Source organism: Bacillus sp. FJAT-26390 (assembly GCF_001682865.1).
Lineage (GTDB): Bacteria > Bacillota > Bacilli > Paenibacillales > Paenibacillaceae > Pristimantibacillus.
Genome location: NZ_MAQX01000001.1, coordinates 381,995 through 401,792, shown reverse-complemented (window position 1 = coordinate 401,792; position 19,798 = coordinate 381,995). Strand labels below are relative to the sequence as shown.

Sequence of the window (19,798 nt, the reverse complement as noted above, 5' to 3'; positions counted from 1 at the left end):
CTTGAGGCAAATCGTGCTGGCTAAAGTTTTGCGTCTATCCCGTTTATACTTCTCAAGCAATACCCGCTGCCGAATTCGAGCTAACGAGAACAGCCTGTACTTTTCGAATGTAAGCCGTATGAAAATCTAACCTTCCATATCGACAGCAATATCCGGCTTGAAAGGCCGCAGCCGCGTGAAAGCTAGCTGCAAACCGATCAAAAGCCGGACATTTGAATTCATTATGTTCTAAATGGCCAATCCAATCAGGCATCCACCCTCACCTCGAATATCGAGAGATGTTCAATAAAATGCCCAGTGCCGTTAATAAAAGCGTAAGCGACGAACCGCCGTAGCTGACGAGCGGCAGCGTTATGCCCGTTACTGGCATCATGCCGATGACGACGCCTATGTTAATGAGCACTTGCACGCCGACGATGCCGGTAATGCCAACAGCAAGCAAGCTGCCAAAAGTATCCGGCGCGGCAATGGCTGCACGAACGCCTCTCCAAATAACGATTAAAAATAATAAGATGAGCGTAACTCCGCCAATAAAGCCGAGTTCCTCCGCTAATATCGAAAAAATAAAATCGGTTTGCGGCTCCGGCAAATAGCTGAACTTTTGACGGCTCATGCCAAGGCCAAGCCCTACTAATCCGCCAGGCCCAATCGCGTACAGAGATTGAATGATTTGATAGCCCCCGCCTAGCGGATCTGCCCATGGATCAAGAAAATTCGTTATTCTTTTCAAGCGATACGGCGCTGCGATAACCAGTCCGATAAAACCTACAACACCGATCATCGCCAGCCCGCCCAAATGAGCCATTCTAGCGCCAGCCGTAAAGATAAGCAGCAAGGATGCGCCTACCATAACCGCACCGGTTCCAAGATCGGGCTGAAGCATAATTAAGCCGAAGGCTAGTCCCACTAAACCAAGCGGCGGCATTAGCCCTTTCGTGAATTGCGTAATCGTCTGCTGCTTCTCTGAGAGCCACTTCGATAGAAACAGGATCATGGCCAGCTTCATAAATTCCGAAGGCTGAATGCCGAAGGAGCTGATGCCGAGCCAGCTGCGGGCACCGCCGCGCACGACCCCGACACCGGGAACCAAAACGAGCAGCAGCAGTCCAAAGCAAACAATTAACGCCATCGGCGCCCACTTTTTCCATACGGTATAGGGCGTATTCATTGTAAATAGTAACGCACCTACACCTAAAGCGGCAAATATAACCTGGCGCTTCACGAAATAGAAACGATCGCCGAATTCATGAAAAGCTAGCACTGCACTAGCGCTGTATACCATAATCAACCCGATTGCGAGAATGAGCCCAATTGCAGACAACATCCAAATATCCGGGGCAGAACGCGCTTTGGCCATAGCGAACACACCTCTTAGCATGGGAAAGTAGGGACATGCCCCCTACTTACAAGGTATGCGCCGAATCTTTAAAAATGCGCCCTCTTTGCTCATATGAGGCAAACATATCCCAGCTAGCGCATGCAGGCGATAATAGCACGATATCACCTGTCTCAGCTATAGCTGCTGCTTGCTTCACCGCTTGTCGCAGGACGGACTCGGCGTCCTCACTAGGTTCGACGATTTCTATCTTGCCTAAACCTGCTAGCTCAGCAACCCGGGCCAGCTTCTCGCTTGTCTGGCCAAATGTAACGAGCGCTTTGAGGCGTTCGCGGAATAAAGGAACAAGCTCCATATAATCAGAGCCGCGGTCAAGCCCGCCAGCTACCAGCACGATCGGCGCTGCGAAGGATTGAACCGCAATCGTAGTCGCGACTGGATTTGTCGCCTTGGAATCGTTGTAATATTTGACTCCGTTTACTTCGCGCACGAACTCCAGCCGATGCTCTACGGCATCAAACTCCCTGAGCGGCGCTATAAGCTGATCCGGGGCAACTCCTGCAGCTAAGCTGGCTCCAATAGCCGCAAGCGCGTTAGCAGCGTTGTGACGCCCTGGTATGCCAAGCTCGGAGACTGGCAAAATCGTTATTTCCGAATCTTCTCCTTGTCGGAATACGATCTGTCTATTTTTTGCCGCTTCCTGCTCTTGCGAATCAACGACATCCAGCTCATATGGCGGCTCAATATAAATACCTGTGTCCAGCCGCTCATAAAGGGAAAACGGAAGCTGCTGCGCGACGAGAAATTCGGATAGCGCTCTGCATTCCGGGTCATCCCAGTTAACGACAGCCACATCATCCTCGGTTTGGTTATCGAACAGCTTGGCTTTGGAATTGACGTAGTCATCCATATCGCCATGATAATCCAGATGCGTCTCTGCAATGTTTAGCAATAGCGCGATATGGGGGCGAAAGGCATTCGTCCCTTTAAGCTGAAAGCTGCTGAGCTCTGCAACGATCCATTGGTCCGGCGTTGCCTCCTGGGCTGCTTCGCAGAGCGGACGGCCGATATTTCCTGCAACGATGGGCTTCAAGCCCGCAGTGCTTAAAATTTCGCCGATCCAAGTCGTCGTCGTCGTTTTGCCGTTTGAGCCTGTTATGCCTATGATCGGGGCAGGAGATAACCAGTAAGCCGCTTCTACCTCTGTAATGACTTCAACGCCAAGCTCCTCCGCTCTCTGCACAGGCGGAGACGTGTACGGGATGCCGGGGTTTTTAATCAACAGCGCCGTTTCCTCTGTAATTAGATCGTCTGGGTGGTAGCCGCATAGCACAGAAATGCCCAAAGCAGTCAATTCGTCCGCTTCGGGGCATAATTCGCGTTTTTTCATGTCGTTCACTACGACGTCAGCGCCTAATTGATGAAATACTTTCGCTACGCTAACCCCGCTTCTAGCCAAGCCTAGTACGACAACTCGGCGGCCTTGATAAGATGCCGGATGATTCATAACTGACAGTCCCTTCTATGGATACATGAAGCGGCCCCAAATAAATCGGCAGCCGCTTTTTCATTACATTTGTCTCAATTATATAACAAAAAGAAGTCCAATTGCTGCAAGCACTAATCCAACGAGCCAAAACACGGTAACGACCTTCCATTCGGACCAGCCTACCAGCTCGAAATGGTGATGGATCGGACTCATTTTGAAAATGCGCTTGCCTCTGAGCTTGAATGAACCTACCTGCAAAATAACCGAAAGCATTTCGAGTACGAAAACACCGCCAATAATGATAAGCAGAAGCTCGGTCTTCGTCAAAATCGCCACTGCCGCAATCCCGCCGCCAATGCCGAGCGAGCCCATGTCACCCATGAACACCTTTGCCGGATGCTTATTGAATACGAGAAAGCCTAGCACAGCGCCGACCATAGCGGCAGAGAACACCGCTGATTCATGTGCCGACGTTTGCAGCGCGACAACGGTGAATGCGCCAAAGGCGATTGCGCTTGTGCCCGCGAGCAGGCCATCAAGACCGTCGGTGAAATTAACCGAGTTGCTTGCTGCGAACATAATAATGACGACTAGCGGGTAGTAGAACCAGCCTAGGTCAAAGCCCCAGCTTGTGCCCGGCATCGTAATTTCGGTGCTGTGGTGCATATTGTAGAGCATCGCGCACACGATTATGGAGAACAGCAGCTGGCCGAACAGCTTTTGCCTAGCAGTGAGGCCAAGCGATCTTTTGAAAACAATTTTAATGTAATCATCCAGAAAGCCTACTAAGCCAAAGCCGAGCGAAGCCGTCAACAGCACCCAAAACTCCGCCGTTTTATCGGAAAACTTCAGAAAGGCAATCATGAGCGCAATCATAATAATGATGCCGCCCATCGTTGGCGTTCCGCTTTTTTTCAGATGGCTTTGCGGGCCTTCCGTACGAATTTGCTGGCCAAACTTCAAGCGGCGTAGCAGCGGAATGAACAATGGTCCGAGCAAAACCGCTAGCAAGAAGGAGGCGCCTATCGAAAATAAAATGACCATCATGTCCATTTCCTCACCCCACTTCCAAAGCTTGGACAATCTGTTCCATCCGCATGCCGCGCGAACCTTTTACAAGGACGATGTCCGTTGGCAAAAGCTGATTGCGCAGCCACTGTACAAGCTCATCTTTCTCTTCAAAATGACGAATCGCATCATTCGCAGAAGCGCTTGGAAATTGCGACTTCACACCCTGCGAGATATGCTGCGCGACCGGTCCGAACGTAAGGACCGCATCGGCTTTGCTAGGCGTAATGTAAGCTCCGACATCGAAGTGCATCTTCTGCTCATCCGGCCCGAGCTCCAGCATGTCGCCAAGCACGATCCATTTGCGTGTATAACCTTCCAATTGCTCGACAAGATCAATCGCCGCGCGAACAGCTGTAGGGTTTGCGTTATAGGCGTCGTTCAAAAGCATCGCGCCATTAAAAGCTCGTACGGGCTGAATACGCATGCCTGTCAGCTTCAAGTGGCTTAAGCCTTCGATGATCTTTGCAGCCGGAACGCCGAAGAAGCGTCCAATTGCGATCGCGGCAAGCGCGTTGCTGACATTATGCTGACCGGGCACAGGAATTCGCACGGTCCCGATTCCGCTTGGCGTTCCGTTATAAATCGCTGTAAACGAAGCGGCTTCCGATTCAATGACGATGTCGGCAGCGGACCATTCATTATGCGCAGCTAAGCCAAAGGTGCGGCGCACGATGCCAGCCGGCAGCACGGAGCGCTCAAGCTCGGTTTCGAGCAGCGGCTCGTCGCCGTTATAAAGCAGCAAGCCATCCTCGCTTAAGCCGAGAGCGATTTCCAGCTTCGCTTTGGCAATGCCAGCGCGCGAGCCCAGATGCAGCAGGTGGGCGTCGCCAACGTTAGTAATGATCGCGGCATCCGGCTGCGCTATCTTCGTAAGTAGCTCGATTTCGCCGAAGCCGCTCATGCCCATCTCAAGGACGGCTACCTCCGTGTCCTCCTCAAGCTGAAGCACGGTCAGCGGCAAGCCGATATGATTGTTCAGGTTGCCTTCCGTCTTGTGAACCTTATAAGAGGTTCCGAGAATAGCAGCCGTCATATCTTTTGTCGTTGTTTTGCCGTTGCTTCCCGTTATCCCAACGACGCGCACGACTAACTCGCTTCGGTAGGCGGACGCAAGCCGCTGCAAAGCAACGAGCGTATCCCCTACGATGAGGAGAGGCACGTCGGACATCGATTCCGGCACCTCGCGCCCCTTCTGCCATAGCGCAGCTACCGCTCCGTTATGAACGGCTTGCTCCAAATAGGCATGCCCGTCGAACTGCTCGCCAACGAGCGGAATGAACAACTGGCCCGCAGCAGCCTGCCGCGAGTCAGTCGTTACACCCGTTATCATTAGTTCCTTATTGCTTCCATTCCATCTTGCGCCGCTCATTTCGGCCATTTGCTTGATCGTACGTTTAATCAATGTATGATTCCCCTTATCGCTTCTTTCGCTACTTTTCGATCATCAAAAGGATATTTGACTCCGTTGATATCTTGGTAGGTTTCATGACCTTTCCCCGCAATCAATACTACATCGCCTTGGCTTGCCATTTCAACCGCTTTTTGAATTGCCGCCTTCCGGTCGGCAAGTAATTCATATGTGGAAGGATCGATTTTACCTTTAATAAGACCATCCTCAATATCCTTAAGTATAAGCTCCGGCGGCTCCGTGCGCGGATTATCCGAAGTAATAATCGCGTAGTCTGCATATTTAACGGCAATTTTTCCCATTAGCGGCCTCTTCGACCGATCCCGGTCGCCTCCGCAGCCAAATACGCAGATAATTCGCTGCTCGGCAAACTGCTCGATCGCCCGCAGCACATTTTCCAGACCATCCGGCGTATGTGCGTAATCGACGATCACGGCGAACGCTTGCCCGGCATTAACTGCCTCAACGCGTCCGGGAACGCCGGGAATCGCGCTTAAGCTGCGTGCAATCGCCTCCAGCTCCACCCCTTCAAGAAGCACGGCGCTAATTGCGGCAAGCGCATTGTATACATTGAACTTGCCCGCCATTTGAAGCGTTACGTCCGTCTCTCCCCGAAAGGTTTGGACATGGAAAGAAGTTCCCTGCGCCGTAATACGAATATTCGAGGCGCGAACATCCGCCTCCTTATCGATCCCGTAGGTCACCACCTCCGATGCCGTCAGCTCCGCGTATTCTGCGGCAGCGGCGTCATCCGCGTTTAGAACAGCATAGGAACGCTCGCTCTCCTCAGCCGTATACTCATTGCCCAGCCTCGAAAAAAACAAGCCTTTCACTGCCGCATATCGATCCATCGTTTCATGGTAATCTAGATGGTCCTGCGTCAGATTCGTAAACACCGCCGTCCGAAAACGGCAGCCCTTCACCCTGCCTTGCTCCAGCGCGTGAGACGATACTTCCATTGCGCAATACTTCGTGCCCGCATCGCGCATTTCCCCAAGATAACGCTGCAGCTGCAGCGTCTGGGGGGTCGTGCTCGTCATCGGAAACGAAAGCCCTGCGTAACGACGCTCTATCGTGCCGATCACGCCGGTTGGCTTATGCTGATCATTCAAAATTTGCTCAATCAAATACGTGGTTGTCGTCTTGCCGTTCGTGCCCGTGACACCGATTAATTTGAGCGTGTGGCTTGGATATTCGTAAAAATGATTGGCGATGACTGCCATTGCAAGCCTGCAATCCCTAACTACAATTTGCGGAAGCGACAAATTAAGCGGCCGCTCCACAATAAGCGCAGCAGCCCCGGCCGCGGCTGCTTGAGGCGCAAACAAATGGCCATCAACGGTGTGACCTCTTAGGCAGATAAACAATTGACCCTCGCTGATGCTCCGTGAATCGGTTTCGATGCCGCTTAATTCCGTTTCCCCATCGCCCATGAGCCGCGCGGTTGCAAGCAGCTCCGCAACATCCTTTAAACGCATCTGCCCCACTCCTCCCTTAAGCGCTGACGGAGCATCGATATGCCGCCCTCAGCACCCTCGTTAACTACCATTATAGTCAATGGGAGTGGGATATATTATCGTCTTCGCCCAAATAGATCCGAATCGTTGAACCGCGGTCAACGCGGGTTCCGGCAGCTGGAGCTTGCCTGATAACCGTTTTTCCCGAGCCTGCTGACGTTAGATTAAAATTCATGTTCAGATCCTCATACAAATCCGACACGGTTTTGCCCACCAGATTAGGCACCGTCACGATCGGAGTTTCGCCGTACTTATAGATCCGGTCGATCTGCTTCTCGCGGGAAGGCACTTCCAAGATCGACAATGCGTCCTCCATAATATTGCGGACGATCGGCGCTGCGACAACGCCCCCGAACTGAATTCCCTGCGGATTGTCGACCGCTACGTAAATAACGATTTGCGGATCATCCGCCGGAGCAAATCCTACGAAGGAAACGATATGCTCATTCGGTGAATAACGGCCGTTAATAACCTTCTGCGCAGTACCCGTCTTGCCGCCTACGCGGTAACCGTCGATGAAAGCATTTTTACCGGTTCCCTTCGCCACTACGCTCTCAAGCGCTTCGCGCACTTGCTTCGAAGTATCCTCCGAAATAACCTTGCGCACGGCCTCTGATTTGACGGTCTCTACGGTCGCGCCGGTTTCTGGGTTAATCCAAGACTTCGCTACATGAGGCTTGTATAGCGTTCCGCCGTTAATGGCGGCAGATACCGCTGTAATTTGCTGGATCGGCGTAACCGACACCCCTTGGCCGAACGCTGTCGTGGCTAGCTCAACCGGTCCGACCTGGCTGAGCTTGAACAAAATCCCGTTTTCCTCGCCGCCTATATCGATGCCTGTCTTTGTGCCAAAGCCGAAGTTCTTAATATAATCGAACAGCTTCTCTTTGCCAAGCCGCTGGCCAAGGGTTACGAAGCCGGGGTTGCATGAATTTTCAACTACCTCCAGAAACGTCTGGCTGCCATGTCCGCCCTTCTTCCAGCAGCGGAGCCTTGCACCGCCAACCTCGATAGCGCCGGGATCGAAGAAGCGTTCGTTTTTCAAATCTACCTTCTTCTCCTCCAGAGCAGCGGCAAGCGTAATGATTTTAAAGGTGGAGCCCGGCTCGTAGGTCATCCAAATCGGCAAGTTGCGGTTGTAAACCTCCGTCGGCACCTCGCGGTACTTATCCGGCTCGAACGTAGGACGGCTTGCCATTCCGAGAATCTCTCCGTTATTCGGGTCCATCGCTATGGCGATAATGCCGTCCGGCTGCAGCTTCGTCATCGCTTGATCAAGCTCTCGCTCCATGACGGTCTGAATTTGCTTGTCGATCGTAAGCTGCATCGTAAGCCCGTCCTTCGGCTCGACGTAGGTATCCGACGAATTCGGCATTTGCCTGCCGGCTGCGTCAGACAAAAAAGATACGCTGCCGCCGATGCCGCTAAGCTCGGTATTGTATTTGGCTTCAATGCCCGTTAAGCCTTGATTGTCGATTCCCGTAAAACCGAGCACATGCGCAGCAAGGCTGCCATACGGATAAAACCGTTTGTTATCTTCGGCAACAACGATGCCAGGAAGATCCAGCGCGCGGATTTGTTCCGCCTTGTCTATCGTAATCTTTCGGCCGCCTGGCCCAAGCTTTACGATCATTTTCCCTCTTTTGATCTTGTTGAAGAGCGTCTCCTGCGACATGTCGAGCAGCGGGGCAAGCGCGGCTGCAACCGCCTGCTGATCTTTGATCTGCACAGGAATCGCGTAGACAGTTGGAGAGCTGACGTTGTAGGCGAGCTGTATCCCGTTGCGGTCGACAATCTCTCCGCGTTTAGCAACGTACGGAATATCGCGCCGCCATGAGTTCTCCGCTTTATCTGCCAGCTCCTCGCCTTGCCACAACTGTACATAGCTTAGTCTGATACATAAGGCGAGAAATGAAATTCCCGCCAATATAAGTACGATAAATAAACGTCGCCTGACCGTTACATTGGATACCTTCACAACTTGTTCCCCCTCCGCTTGACTGTTTCGAAAGGAGCGCTCGATGACGCTCATTCCCAGATTATTCGGGACAAGCGAAGGATAGAACAAGCTTTAGACGAAGGCAGCCGCCTTCGTCCGTGTTTAATTATTGCTTATTCGCCAGAGGCGTTGTTGTTGGTACTGGCGTTGCTGCTTGCATTCGTCGTTCCGCCAGAGTTGGCGGCATCATCTGATGCTTTCCCGCCCGGTTCGGAATCACCCTGAGGGGTATCTGCATCGTCCTCATTTGCTTTCCCTTCGGCATCCGAGTCTTGCCCTGCCGTATCCTTTTGCCCGTCTGCGCCAAGCGGCGGAGCGAGCTTGACGCTCAATACCCTTACGTTATTTAACGTCTCTTCCTTCTGGGATACAACAAAGCCTTCCCCATCCGGAATAAGGCGTATGCCTATGAGCGAGGTGATTTCCAGCGCGTCACGGAGCGACACGCCTTTCAAATCCGGAATTGCCAGCTTCTCTTTCTGCTCGGTAATCAAATAGATTTTCTGAGTCGGATGAACGGATGAGCCTTCCGCTGGAATTTGCTGCAAGACCGTCTTTCCGTTTCCAACCTGTTCGAACGTCATCGCTTTTGCTTTTAATTCAGCCTTTGCCTGCGCAATAGGAAGCGCGGTTACTTTAGGAACCGTTATCGAAACTTCCTTCTTCACGTCATCCGTCTGCGTAGGGTAATTAGGCGCTACGCCCATTTTGCGCAAGCTCTTCAGCACGATTTGCTTAAACGCCGGAGCAGCAACCCTTCCTCCACCGACGGTAGGGTCATTGGGTTCATCCACAACGACATATACGACAATTTTAGGATCATCAACAGGCGCGTATCCGATAAACGAAACGACGAACTTTGTTGTGGAATATTTATTGTCGATTACCTTCTGAGCTGTACCTGTTTTTCCCGCAACCCGATAGCCTTCGATATAGGCGTTTTTACCGGTACCCTTCTCTTGATCGGATACTACCTGCTCCAAATATTCGCCGACCTTGCGCGATGTTTCCTCCGAGATCACCTGACGAACGACCTTCGGTTCGATTGTCTTTGTCGTTTTGGTTGTCGGGTCCGTGATGCTCTTAACGATTTGCGGTTGAAGGAGCTTGCCGCCATTCGCAACAGCCGCAACGGCTGCCACTTGCTGGATCGGCGTAACGGATACCCCTTGTCCGAACGTTGCATTCGCAATCTCGCTCGCGTACTGAAAGCGAATGGAGCCGGTAAGCTCACTGCCAAGCTGTATGTTCGTTTTTTGTCCGAAGCCGAAATTCGTATAATAATCTCTCAGCTTCTGCTCTCCTAATCTCTCATATCCCAGCTTGACGAATGCAACGTTACTGGAATATTTCAAGCCATCCAAAAAGGAGATCGTCCCCCAGCCCTCGCGCTTAATATCGCGAATAGGCTTTGGAATGCCTTTAATTTTAATCTGGCCTGATTTGTACATCTCCTCCGGATTAAATACGCCTTCTTCCACTGCCGCTGCCAATGTTACGATTTTGAACGTTGAACCTGGCTCGTACAAGGATTTGATCGCATGATTATAGGAGTTCGAATTGTTTTTCCAAAATTCATTCGGATCATATTGCGGCGTATTGGCCATGGCCAATATTTCCATCGTATCCGGATCTGCTGCAATAACCGTCGCGCTCTTAGGCGCATACTTTTTCACAATATCCAGCAGAGCTTCCTCCGCGTAGAACTGAATATCGTTATCGATAGTCAAGTTAATATTTTGGCCGTCCTTGGCAGGCTGATATTCCACATCGCCCCCAGCGAGCTGCACGCGCTTTCCGTCTTTCTCGTACTTTATAAAGCCGTTAGTGCCGCTTAGCTGATCGTTGAAAAAAGCTTCTACGCCAGTCATCGCTGCGCCTTCCCGGTCCAAATATCCAACTAGCTGCGAAGCTAAAGTTTTTCTAGGATAATAGCGTTTCAAACTTTCCGCCAATTCAATGCCGACATCAGTCACCTTCTTCTCTTTGGACAACTTCTCACGAAACTCTTTGATTTTATCGGCATGCGTTTTGTCGATCTGCCAGCCGCCTTTACGCACCTCCCGGTTAACCACGTATGTACCATCGTCTTTTTTGGCGGTTACATTTTTCCGAAGCTCATCCTTCGAAATGCCAAGTATTTCGTTCAAGCCGTCAACAATATCCTCCGTCAGATCCTCTTCATTAATCAATTTGGGATTAACCGAGACATTATAGGCGATCGTGTCCATCGCCAGCACATTTCCCGCTCGATCGGCAATCGTGCCGCGTTTGGCGACAATCTCTTCCGCAGCTGACCATCTCTTCTTCGCCAGATCATAGTACTTCGCGCCCTCTACCACCTGCACGAAATAGATTCTGCTTATTAAAATGAGAAAAAGGAGGGTCATTACCCCTCCAAACAACAGTGTCCGCAATCTAATTCTCTTTTTCATCATCATTCACCCTGATCACTCATTGCCGTTTTCAACTCTTTGTCGTTAGTCGTTACCGTTATTCCGCCCTCAAGCGAGCTAACCATTCCTTGCGACTCGGCAAGCTTACGGATGCGTTCAGGATCGCTTAGCATTTCAACCTGCTTCTTCAAATCTTCCATTTCAATGTTCATCGTTTGGTAGTCGCTGTTCAGCTTCTTAATGTCGAGGTTCATATCATAGATTTGCGCGTAGCGAAAAATAATGACACCAGCAACTACAACGCACATTAATACGGTGAACATGTACAACAGCTTTTCTTGAACCGGTAAGGATTTGCGAGTTTTAACCAATCGTTTCGTTTCTTTAATAACGGTTTGCTGATCCTGCTTCCGCTTAGGTTGCAGCGCCAAATTGCCATTCACATACGCCAATTCAAATCCCCCTCTTACAATTTTTCTGCTACTCTAAGCTTTGCAGACCTTGCGCGCGGATTAAGCTCAAGCTCTCTCTCGGAAGGCACTACCGGCTTGCGGTTCACTAATTTTACCGTCCCGCTGTTGCCGCAAACGCATAGCGGAAAGTCGGGTGGACAAGTACATTTCTCCACAAACTTCGCGAACATTTGCTTGCAGATGCGATCCTCCAACGAATGGAAGGTAATAACGGATGCTCGGCCGCCGGGCGCTAAGCAGCGAATCGCCTGCTCCAGTGCTTCTTCTTCTGCGCCTAGCTCATCATTTACTGCGATGCGTAGCGCTTGGAAGGAGCGCTTGGCCGGATGTCCGCCCGTACGCCTAGTTGCTGCCGGAATCGATATTTTGATTAGCTCGGCTAACTCGCCTGTTTTCTCGATTGGCGCCTTTTCTCGCGCTTTCACAATGTTTCTTGCGATGGAGCGGGCGAACTTCTCTTCGCCGTAGCGGTCCAATATGCGGGAAATGTCACGTTCATCCCATGTATTGACGATTTCATGAGCCGTGAGGTCACCCTCCCGATCCATGCGCATGTCAAGCGGGGCGTCATGATTGTAGCTGAAGCCGCGCTCCGCCTCGTCAAGCTGCGGGCTTGATACGCCTAGATCGAACAAAATGCCGTCCACCTGCGGGATGCCGTCCTGCATAGGAACGCCGCATCCTCTTAGCTCCTGTTCTAAATCACGGAAATTGCTTCTTACCAGCGTTACTTTATCCATATATGGAGCAAGCCTAACGCGAGCATTTTCCAGCGCCCAGTCATCCTGATCGAATGCGATTAACCGCCCTCCTTCGCCTAATCGGGACGCGATAAGCTCACTATGCCCGGCCCCTCCAAGCGTACAATCGACGTAGATGCCGTCCGGCTTAATAGCTAGACCGTCAACCGCTTCTTCCAAAAGTACTGTAATATGCTGAAACACGCCTCAGCCCTCCCATTCTTGTTGTCCATTCTAGAAGTTGAAATCAAAATCGACGAGCTTCTCAGCGATTTCGTTGAAAGTTTGCTCCGACTGCTCATAATAGCCGTCCCAGTTCTGTTTGCTCCAAATTTCTACGCGGCTGGAGACGCCTAGCACCATGCAATCTTTGTCCAGCTTCGCATATTCGCGAAGATGGCCCGGTATGTTTACCCTTCCCTGTTTATCAAGCTCACATTCGGTAGCACCGGAAAAGAAAAACCGGGTAAAAGCACGCGCATCTGATTTCATTAGCGGCAATGATTTTAATTTTTGCTCCAAAACGCTCCACTCACTCATGGGATATACGAATAAGCAATTGTCTAAACCGCGGGTAGCAATGAACGAGGTTCCTAGTGATTCGCGGAATTTCGAAGGTATGATGATGCGGCCTTTCTCATCAATGCTATGTTGATATTCACCCATAAACATGACTTCGACCCACCCCTTCCCCCGTATCCACCACTTTGCCCCACTTTTCCCCACTAAGATACAATAGTTCGCCACCTAAAATAAAAATCCTGCTCCAAGAGCAGGATTTTTCTAAAATATTTCATAGTATTAATGATTCTTAATCTTTAAACGGTTGGCGGCTGCCCTTCCTCATCTGAATTCGGCATTTTGTTCGTCTTGGTCACCTTCTTCTTCCTCCGGTAAATCCAAACGGCAGGTATAGCAATGACTGCAATAACTGCTGCCACCGGTACTGCCCCCGCCAGTACAATGAGCAATAGGTTTATGGCATCCCATACGACCTTCGTGCTGCCTGTTATCGCATCTGACATTCTGCCGCCCAAGCTCGGCTTCTCTACATTTTCTTTTTTCAGCTCTTGGTTTGTTTGGTACAGGCGCAGCTCCACAGTAGAGAAGGCTACGTTATTATCCAAATAACGAATTCGTCCCTTGATGCGCTCAATTTCGAGCTGTACCTCCGAGAGCTGCGCTGAAAATTTCAATAGATCATCCGCTTTAACAGCCCCATCCATCATCGCAAGCAGCCTTGTCTCCACTAGCTGCCTTGCCTTTAGCCTGGATTCAAGATCCACATATTCATCCGATACGTCTTTGCCGCCGATATTTCTTTCAAATGTTTTATGCTCGATAAGCTCGATCCGGTCGATAAATGACATAAATCCGGCTGCCGGAACTTTTATAGTATAAGTAGAACCGATTTCCCCTTCATGCCTTGTATCTTGAAATTGCAAAATATATCCGCCGCTTTGGTGAATCGCATTGCGAAGCGAAGCTGCGGCTTCTGCCAGCTCATCCACCTGCATGCTTAACGCAGCGGTATAAATAATTTTCTGGTTAAAGCCCTCTGCACCCGCTGCAGTCTCAGAAGAAAAGCCGCCGCCTGCAGCCGTATCGCTTTCTCCTCCAGTTGTCACGGCAGTATCAGTCGCAGCTTTATCCCCGATGGATTCACTGCTGCTTTCAGCATTGGCGCCCTCCATTGGCGCTGACTCCGTTGCCGCTTTGTCGCTTGCAACATTGGAGTTTGACGAGGCACAGCCTGCCAACAACCCAATCAACAAAATAAAAATAACCCAAGTACAATATTTTTTTGTCTGTTTGTACAAAATAATCCCCCCTTACCGTTTCACTTCTAGACGCGGTTTGGGAATAAAAGGTTACAAAACAAAAAAAAGCCGCGATTGCTCGCGGCTTCCCAATTCATTATTCTGCTTCTTTCCAGCTGTCCAAGTAAGCGGCCTGCTCATCAGTGAGCTTATCGATGCCAAAGCCAAGCGATTGCAGCTTGAGGCGCGCTACCTGCTCATCAAGCTCATAAGGCACGTTAACGACCTTGCTTCCGATCGCTTTGTATTGCTCGTTCACATATTTTAGAGCAACGGCTTGAAGCGCGAATGTCATATCCATAATTTCCGCTGGATGTCCGTCGCCGGCAGCCAAATTAACAAGACGTCCTTCTGCTAACAAATAGATGCTGCGGCCATCCTGCAGCTTATATTCTTCGATGTTGCGACGGACCGTACGCACGCTAGCCGATAATGCAGCAAGCTCTGGCTTGTTCGCCTCAACGTCAAAATGCCCTGCGTTTGAGATAATCGCTCCGTCTTTCATAACCTCGTAGTGCTCGCCGCGGATAACGTCACGGTTGCCGGTAACCGTCACAAAAAACTCTCCGACCTTAGCAGCTTCAATCATCGGCATAACGGCAAAGCCGTCCATGTAAGCTTCAACCGCTTTGATCGCATCGATCTCGGTTACTACGACATTCGCGCCAAGCCCCTTCGCCCGCATCGCAACGCCTTTGCCGCACCAGCCATAGCCGACAACGACAACCGTTTTGCCCGCGACCATTAGGTTGGTAGTCCGGTTAATGCCATCCCATACCGATTGGCCCGTACCATAACGGTTATCGAACAAATGCTTGCAATACGCATCGTTTACCGCAACCATCGGGAATTTCAAGGAGCCGTCCTTCTCCATCGCTTTCAGCCTAATGATTCCAGTCGTCGTTTCTTCCGCTCCGCCGCGAAGGTTCTCGCCAAGTTCTGGATGCTCCGAGTTCAGAATCGTAGCAAGGTCTCCGCCATCATCAATAATAAGATCAGGCTTCCACTCTAGAGCTTTAATGTTAAGCGCCTTGAACTCTTCAGCGCTTGGATTATATTTGGCGAATACAGTAATGCCATCCTCCACCAGTGCGGCACAAACATCATCCTGCGTTGACAATGGATTGCTTCCGGTAATCGTTACTTCAGCCCCGCCCGCTTTGACAACCTTAGCCAGGTATGCCGTTTTTGCTTCCAAGTGAAGCGCAATCGTAACCTTAAGCCCTTTGAAAGGCTGTTCCTTCTCGAACTGCTCGCGGATCGTATTCAGAACCGGCATATGCGCTGCAACCCAGTCAATCTTCAAATGTCCATCCGGTGCCAATGACATATCGGCTACGATGCTTTTTTCAATTGCACTCATTCCGTATAACCTCCTGTTATTTTACAAATAAACGATTTCATGTCCGCCTTCGCGGCTGTACGGCGCTTCTAGCAGCTTATCTAGCCAATTCAAGCTATATCGATTCCAATAGGCGGTCATATTAAGCACCCGCTCCTGCGGCTTACCCAGCGGCTTAATGGAGTGATGGATACGATCAAGCTGCCTAGTGGACGCTTCGAATTGTTTGTTGAAGGCGTCAACGGTTTTCGAGCCCATGTAATTGATCTGCTCGACGATTTTTTGCATATTCGTGTCTCCGAGCTTAGCAAGTGAAGGCTGAACGGTTGTTGCCAAATCAAGCAATGGTTTGTATAGCTGCTCGAATTGCTGCCTTGCATCTTCGAATTGCTGTTCGATGGACAATCCGTCCTGCTCTTTCAGCCATGCGCTCTTGCGTTCCTCAAAGCGCTCCATGACATCCTCGAAGGAAAGCTCGTATTTGTCCATATGCTTAGCTACCGTTCCTTCTATTAACGTATAGGACATACGAGGCACGATGATCGGCATTTCCATATCAAGCGTACGGAATGCTTCGCCAGTCAAAGCCCAATAGGCAATTTCACCGGGACCAAGCACCGTAGCGAGCACTGGGAACAAATAATCCTGCATAAGCGGCCGTGTCAGCACGTTATTGCTGAGCTGCTCTGGCTGCTCATCCGCAATCTGCAGCAGCTCGTCTTCCGTTAACGACAACTGGCCTCTGCGGTCTTGAAATAGACCGTCCTTCTTATGAAGAAGCGTTCTTTCATCGCCGTTTGCCGAGTGGAACAGAAAGAGATTCGCGCTGCCGGGCGTTACGTCAGCCTGCAAGCTGTACCCGAATTCTTTGACTTTAGATGCGGAAGCGAGATAAGCCTTCTCCAAATCGTCGTTCTTTTCTATGATCTTTCTAAACATAGGCGCTTCCAAGCCGCGGATCACAGCATGGTCAGCATCCAGAAGAACAAGGCCTTGCTTACCAAATAGATGGCTTAAAATCATAGCGAATAAATCCGATAACGACTTCGCTTTCTGCGACATCTGGCGCAATTCCTCAAGCAGCAACGGCTTGAATTCCGAATGCGGCAGCGCTTGCTCGAGCTCAGCCAGCAGCTCCGTCCACGCTTCCTCTGAAATCGTGGTGCGGCTTACTGAGGTGCGCGCCCCTTCTGGCCGTGCGGCTGATAGCTTCCGCATTTCCTGCTCGGCAGTCAGTACATAAGCATGGTTGGCTTCATCCCAGTCATGGTCCTCGCCAGCGACCCAAAAAACCGGTACGACTGTCCGTCCTAGCTGCTCGCTCGCAGATTTAGCCGCTCCAATAATGGAAACCGCCTTATGTATGACGAGCAACGGACCGGTCCATAAGCCGGCTTGCTGACCTCCCACGACAACCGGCGCACCTTCTGCAATCGCTGATATCGATGCGAACACTTCAGGCGCGGCGCCTGCCGCCTCATTGTAAGCACGAAGCGCTCGCGCAACTTCGGCAGCCTCAGCTCTCACATGGCTGCTTTGCTCCAAACGTTTAAACCGTCTATCCCAATCTTGCTCCGCTCCCGCGTGATAGCCGTACAATGCTTCGATACGGTCATCAGTGCGGTGTATATAAGCCTCTGTCAAAGGCTGAGCGCTTGGCAATGAATAAGTTTCTGTTCTCATAGCGCAGCCTGTAACCTCCTGCTTGATAGTCGTCTATGCGACTTAAAATGTAGTAAACTGAATATTTTAATTGTACACAAAGGTGAAGCCGTCCGTCAAAGCAAAAACACCTCTTCTTTATAAGAGGCGTTTTAATGGATGTTATGTAGATTATGCGGTCAGCATCAATTTGCCAATGAAAATACACATGAATACGACGTAGAGCAAGCTCATCGAGAAGAAACTTAGCCGCCAAATCGTTCGGAAAATCTTTTTGCCGTCGATCGCGCCTCGCTTGCGGAACTGCGCATTGCCGAGCAGTCCGCCTCCTAGCAGCATAAATAACAATATGCCGTAGAGACCAAAATTGCTGCCAAATAAAATATCGAACAATACAGCTACGCACCCGATTAATAATGCCGTCGTAACGTCCATGGCCAGTCGGAATGCTTTCTTTCGATCCTGAATATAAGCCCCATAACCAAATAAGATGATTGCGAAAGGTATGACTGGAATGACCGCCAAATACGCGTATGCATGTTTGATGCTATTCACTATCATCTCCAACGTCTTTCACTCCCTCCCATTCAGCTTCGGATGCAGAGCCTGTACAAGTTCCGTTATGGCTCTGTTAAGCGGTGCCTCAAGGCCTTGTTTCCCAGCTAGCCTGGCAACTCCGCCATTAATCGCATCTATTTCTGTCACCCTGCCTGCCCGAACATCGCTTAGCATGGAGGAAATGTTACGACTGGTTTGCCTGCAAACATCGATAATGAGCTGCCAACCGTCCTCAGGCATGCTCATACCCGCGTTTACAAGGATAAGCTCGGATTCCGCATACAGCTCGCGCATTAGCTTTTCACGGATTGGATGCTCTGGAAGCTGTCCATTCTCCACATCAAAAATCGCCGTTAACGGATTGATGACCGCATTAATAAGAAGTTTATGGAAAATCCGATTCTCCAAATCATTCGACAGAAAAGAGGCAAATCCTGCCGATTGCAGCATAGAAACCAACATATTTTGCGGGAAAACGAGAGATTCATCCTCTTTACGCCCGTTTTCTCCCCACTTGCCCAGCCAAAGCTGTCCCCTGCCGGTATGCTCCACCGTTCGAGAATCAAGACGTTTAGCTCCCTCCGTCGTCACTGCCGCATGCAGCGGCATGTTCGGAAGCTTGCTCTGGATCTGCTCCAAGTGGCCGATCCCATTTTGCAAACACAGCATTGCCGTTCCGTCATTTATCGGGCTGTTTGTCAGCTGGGCTAGTCTCTCTAACAGCCGATCATCCAAATCCGTTTGCTTGACCGTCAGCAGCACCCAACGATAATCCGCTTTTTTATGATTTTGGTCTTTCATCCATCTCCGTTCGCTCGCGCGCTCCATCCATTCGCTTCGCACGCGTATCAACCGTTCGCTAGTCCCGCCAAGCTCAATCAACCTGATTCCTTGCTCCGCAACCAACAAGGCTTGCTCCTCGCTGCGCGTCCATATCGTGACATCAGCGCCCGCATCTGCTAGCTTCGCCCCATAGAGCAGACCAAGCGATCCCCCGCCTACTACATCAATTCGCAAATTTCATTCCTCCCGAGCCCGGCTGCCCGTTATTTTCCAATCATCGTATCAAATCTGGCGAAAAAAAATCAACTGATCATGAAGCGACTAAATCTTATTTTTTTATATTCATTAAAAAGAGAGGCCAGCCATTACAAATGGCCAGCCTCTCACATTTTCGGTTTATAACTTATTCAATACGTTCCAAATTGCCGTTTGCATCCATTTTAAATCTAGGCTTCGCCTCGTCATCATTCGTTAACACGGTCAGCCTTCTTGCACGATCCATAATCTGAATAAGGGTCTTGTAATCATCGTTTACTGCGCGGTAGTCCGTTTGAACATTATTGACCTCTTTGGACAATCTCTCATTCTGGTCGCGCAAACGATATAACTCATCCTCTTTGTCTTTCAGTTCCTTCTCAAACCATTTGATTTGCCGCGTCAAATCCTGATAGGTCGTCTTCCATCCACGGAGAAAACGAATAACAGCATCTACGGACAACCCTTCCTCGATCGAGCTGCTTTCTTGCTTGAAACCACGCTCATCCGTTTCAAAAACGGCAATCGATGATACATGCGGCGTTGCGACAATCGTTTGTTTTTTCAAATAATTTCGTTTCTGGCGCTGCTGCTTTGCAATTTGGATTGCATCCTCATACCGTTTACGAACGCAGCTATTCCAACGGAAGCCGCATGCTGCGGACGTCCGCCCGATTCGTTCGCCTACTTCTTCAAAAGCGGCAAGCTGGGTACTTCCTTCGCGAATATGGCGTAGTGTAACCTCGGCGAGTATTAGATCGTCGTCCGGACTCCACGCATCTTGTCTGACTGCTGTCATGCAACAAAAACCTCCTAACGTAAAGGCGCTTACTTTATCTCTATGCCCTTGGTAGAGTTCATAGAATCTATTGGATACTAAATTGTATAACCAAATTTTCAATTACTCATACATGTTAGCTCTTATTATTGAGCAAACTATATCTAGACT

Annotated in this window: 16 protein-coding genes; all 16 read right to left on the bottom strand. The window is 50.3% G+C overall.

From position 1 onward, the window contains the following. Positions 1–259: 259 nt before the first annotated feature. Positions 260–1,357, bottom strand: a complete 1,098-nt coding sequence (gene spoVE, locus A7975_RS01835; RefSeq protein WP_065383980.1) for a stage V sporulation protein E — start codon at positions 1,355–1,357, stop codon at positions 260–262. Between the two features lie 46 nt (positions 1,358–1,403). Then, positions 1,404–2,843, bottom strand: coding sequence for a UDP-N-acetylmuramoyl-L-alanine--D-glutamate ligase (gene murD / locus A7975_RS01830; protein WP_053375497.1), 1,440 nt, complete (start codon positions 2,841–2,843; stop codon positions 1,404–1,406). 78 nt (positions 2,844–2,921) lie between these two features. Further along, positions 2,922–3,878, bottom strand: a complete 957-nt coding sequence (mraY, locus tag A7975_RS01825; protein WP_065383979.1) for a phospho-N-acetylmuramoyl-pentapeptide-transferase — start codon at positions 3,876–3,878, stop codon at positions 2,922–2,924. A gap of 4 nt (positions 3,879–3,882) precedes the next feature. Then, on the bottom strand, positions 3,883–5,298 hold the full coding sequence (locus A7975_RS01820) for a UDP-N-acetylmuramoyl-tripeptide--D-alanyl-D-alanine ligase (RefSeq protein ID WP_065383978.1): 1,416 nt from the start codon (positions 5,296–5,298) through the stop codon (positions 3,883–3,885). Continuing rightward, complete coding sequence (locus A7975_RS01815; protein ID WP_065383977.1) at positions 5,295–6,782, bottom strand: UDP-N-acetylmuramoyl-L-alanyl-D-glutamate--2,6-diaminopimelate ligase; 1,488 nt, start codon at positions 6,780–6,782, stop codon at positions 5,295–5,297. Before A7975_RS01815 ends, A7975_RS01820 begins: the two co-directional genes overlap by 4 nt. A gap of 76 nt (positions 6,783–6,858) precedes the next feature. Then, positions 6,859–8,799, bottom strand: a complete 1,941-nt coding sequence (locus tag A7975_RS01810) for a stage V sporulation protein D (protein ID WP_065383976.1) — start codon at positions 8,797–8,799, stop codon at positions 6,859–6,861. Positions 8,800–8,933: 134 nt separating this feature from the next. Further along, positions 8,934–11,168, bottom strand: a complete 2,235-nt coding sequence (locus A7975_RS01805; RefSeq protein WP_255314135.1) for a penicillin-binding transpeptidase domain-containing protein — start codon at positions 11,166–11,168, stop codon at positions 8,934–8,936. 89 nt (positions 11,169–11,257) lie between these two features. Continuing rightward, the gene (gene ftsL, locus A7975_RS01800) at positions 11,258–11,659 is read right to left on the bottom strand and encodes a cell division protein FtsL (protein WP_231637628.1); all 402 of its coding nucleotides are present in this window, start codon (positions 11,657–11,659) and stop codon (positions 11,258–11,260) included. 23 nt (positions 11,660–11,682) lie between these two features. Then, on the bottom strand, positions 11,683–12,633 hold the full coding sequence (gene rsmH, locus A7975_RS01795) for a 16S rRNA (cytosine(1402)-N(4))-methyltransferase RsmH (RefSeq protein ID WP_053375491.1): 951 nt from the start codon (positions 12,631–12,633) through the stop codon (positions 11,683–11,685). 30 nt (positions 12,634–12,663) lie between these two features. Continuing rightward, positions 12,664–13,101 (bottom strand): division/cell wall cluster transcriptional repressor MraZ, encoded by a 438-nt coding sequence (gene mraZ, locus A7975_RS01790; protein WP_053375490.1) that lies wholly within the window; start codon positions 13,099–13,101, stop codon positions 12,664–12,666. Positions 13,102–13,247: 146 nt separating this feature from the next. Continuing rightward, positions 13,248–14,249, bottom strand: a complete 1,002-nt coding sequence (locus tag A7975_RS01785) for a DUF4349 domain-containing protein (protein ID WP_065383974.1) — start codon at positions 14,247–14,249, stop codon at positions 13,248–13,250. Positions 14,250–14,346: 97 nt separating this feature from the next. Continuing rightward, positions 14,347–15,612, bottom strand: a complete 1,266-nt coding sequence (locus A7975_RS01780) for an adenosylhomocysteinase (protein WP_053375488.1) — start codon at positions 15,610–15,612, stop codon at positions 14,347–14,349. A 21-nt stretch (positions 15,613–15,633) separates the two neighbouring features. Further along, a complete protein-coding gene (bshC, locus tag A7975_RS01775) occupies positions 15,634–17,274 on the bottom strand; it encodes a bacillithiol biosynthesis cysteine-adding enzyme BshC (RefSeq protein WP_065383973.1) in 1,641 nt (546 codons plus the stop codon). 150 nt (positions 17,275–17,424) lie between these two features. Further along, a complete protein-coding gene (locus tag A7975_RS01770; protein WP_053377748.1) occupies positions 17,425–17,814 on the bottom strand; it encodes a DUF3397 domain-containing protein in 390 nt (129 codons plus the stop codon). Positions 17,815–17,826: 12 nt separating this feature from the next. Next, positions 17,827–18,828 (bottom strand): ketopantoate reductase family protein, encoded by a 1,002-nt coding sequence (locus A7975_RS01765; RefSeq protein ID WP_065383972.1) that lies wholly within the window; start codon positions 18,826–18,828, stop codon positions 17,827–17,829. Positions 18,829–18,997: 169 nt separating this feature from the next. Further along, positions 18,998–19,648: an RsfA family transcriptional regulator gene (locus A7975_RS01760; protein WP_053375485.1), complete on the bottom strand. Its 651-nt coding sequence runs from the start codon at positions 19,646–19,648 to the stop codon at positions 18,998–19,000. Positions 19,649–19,798 lie beyond the last annotated feature (150 nt).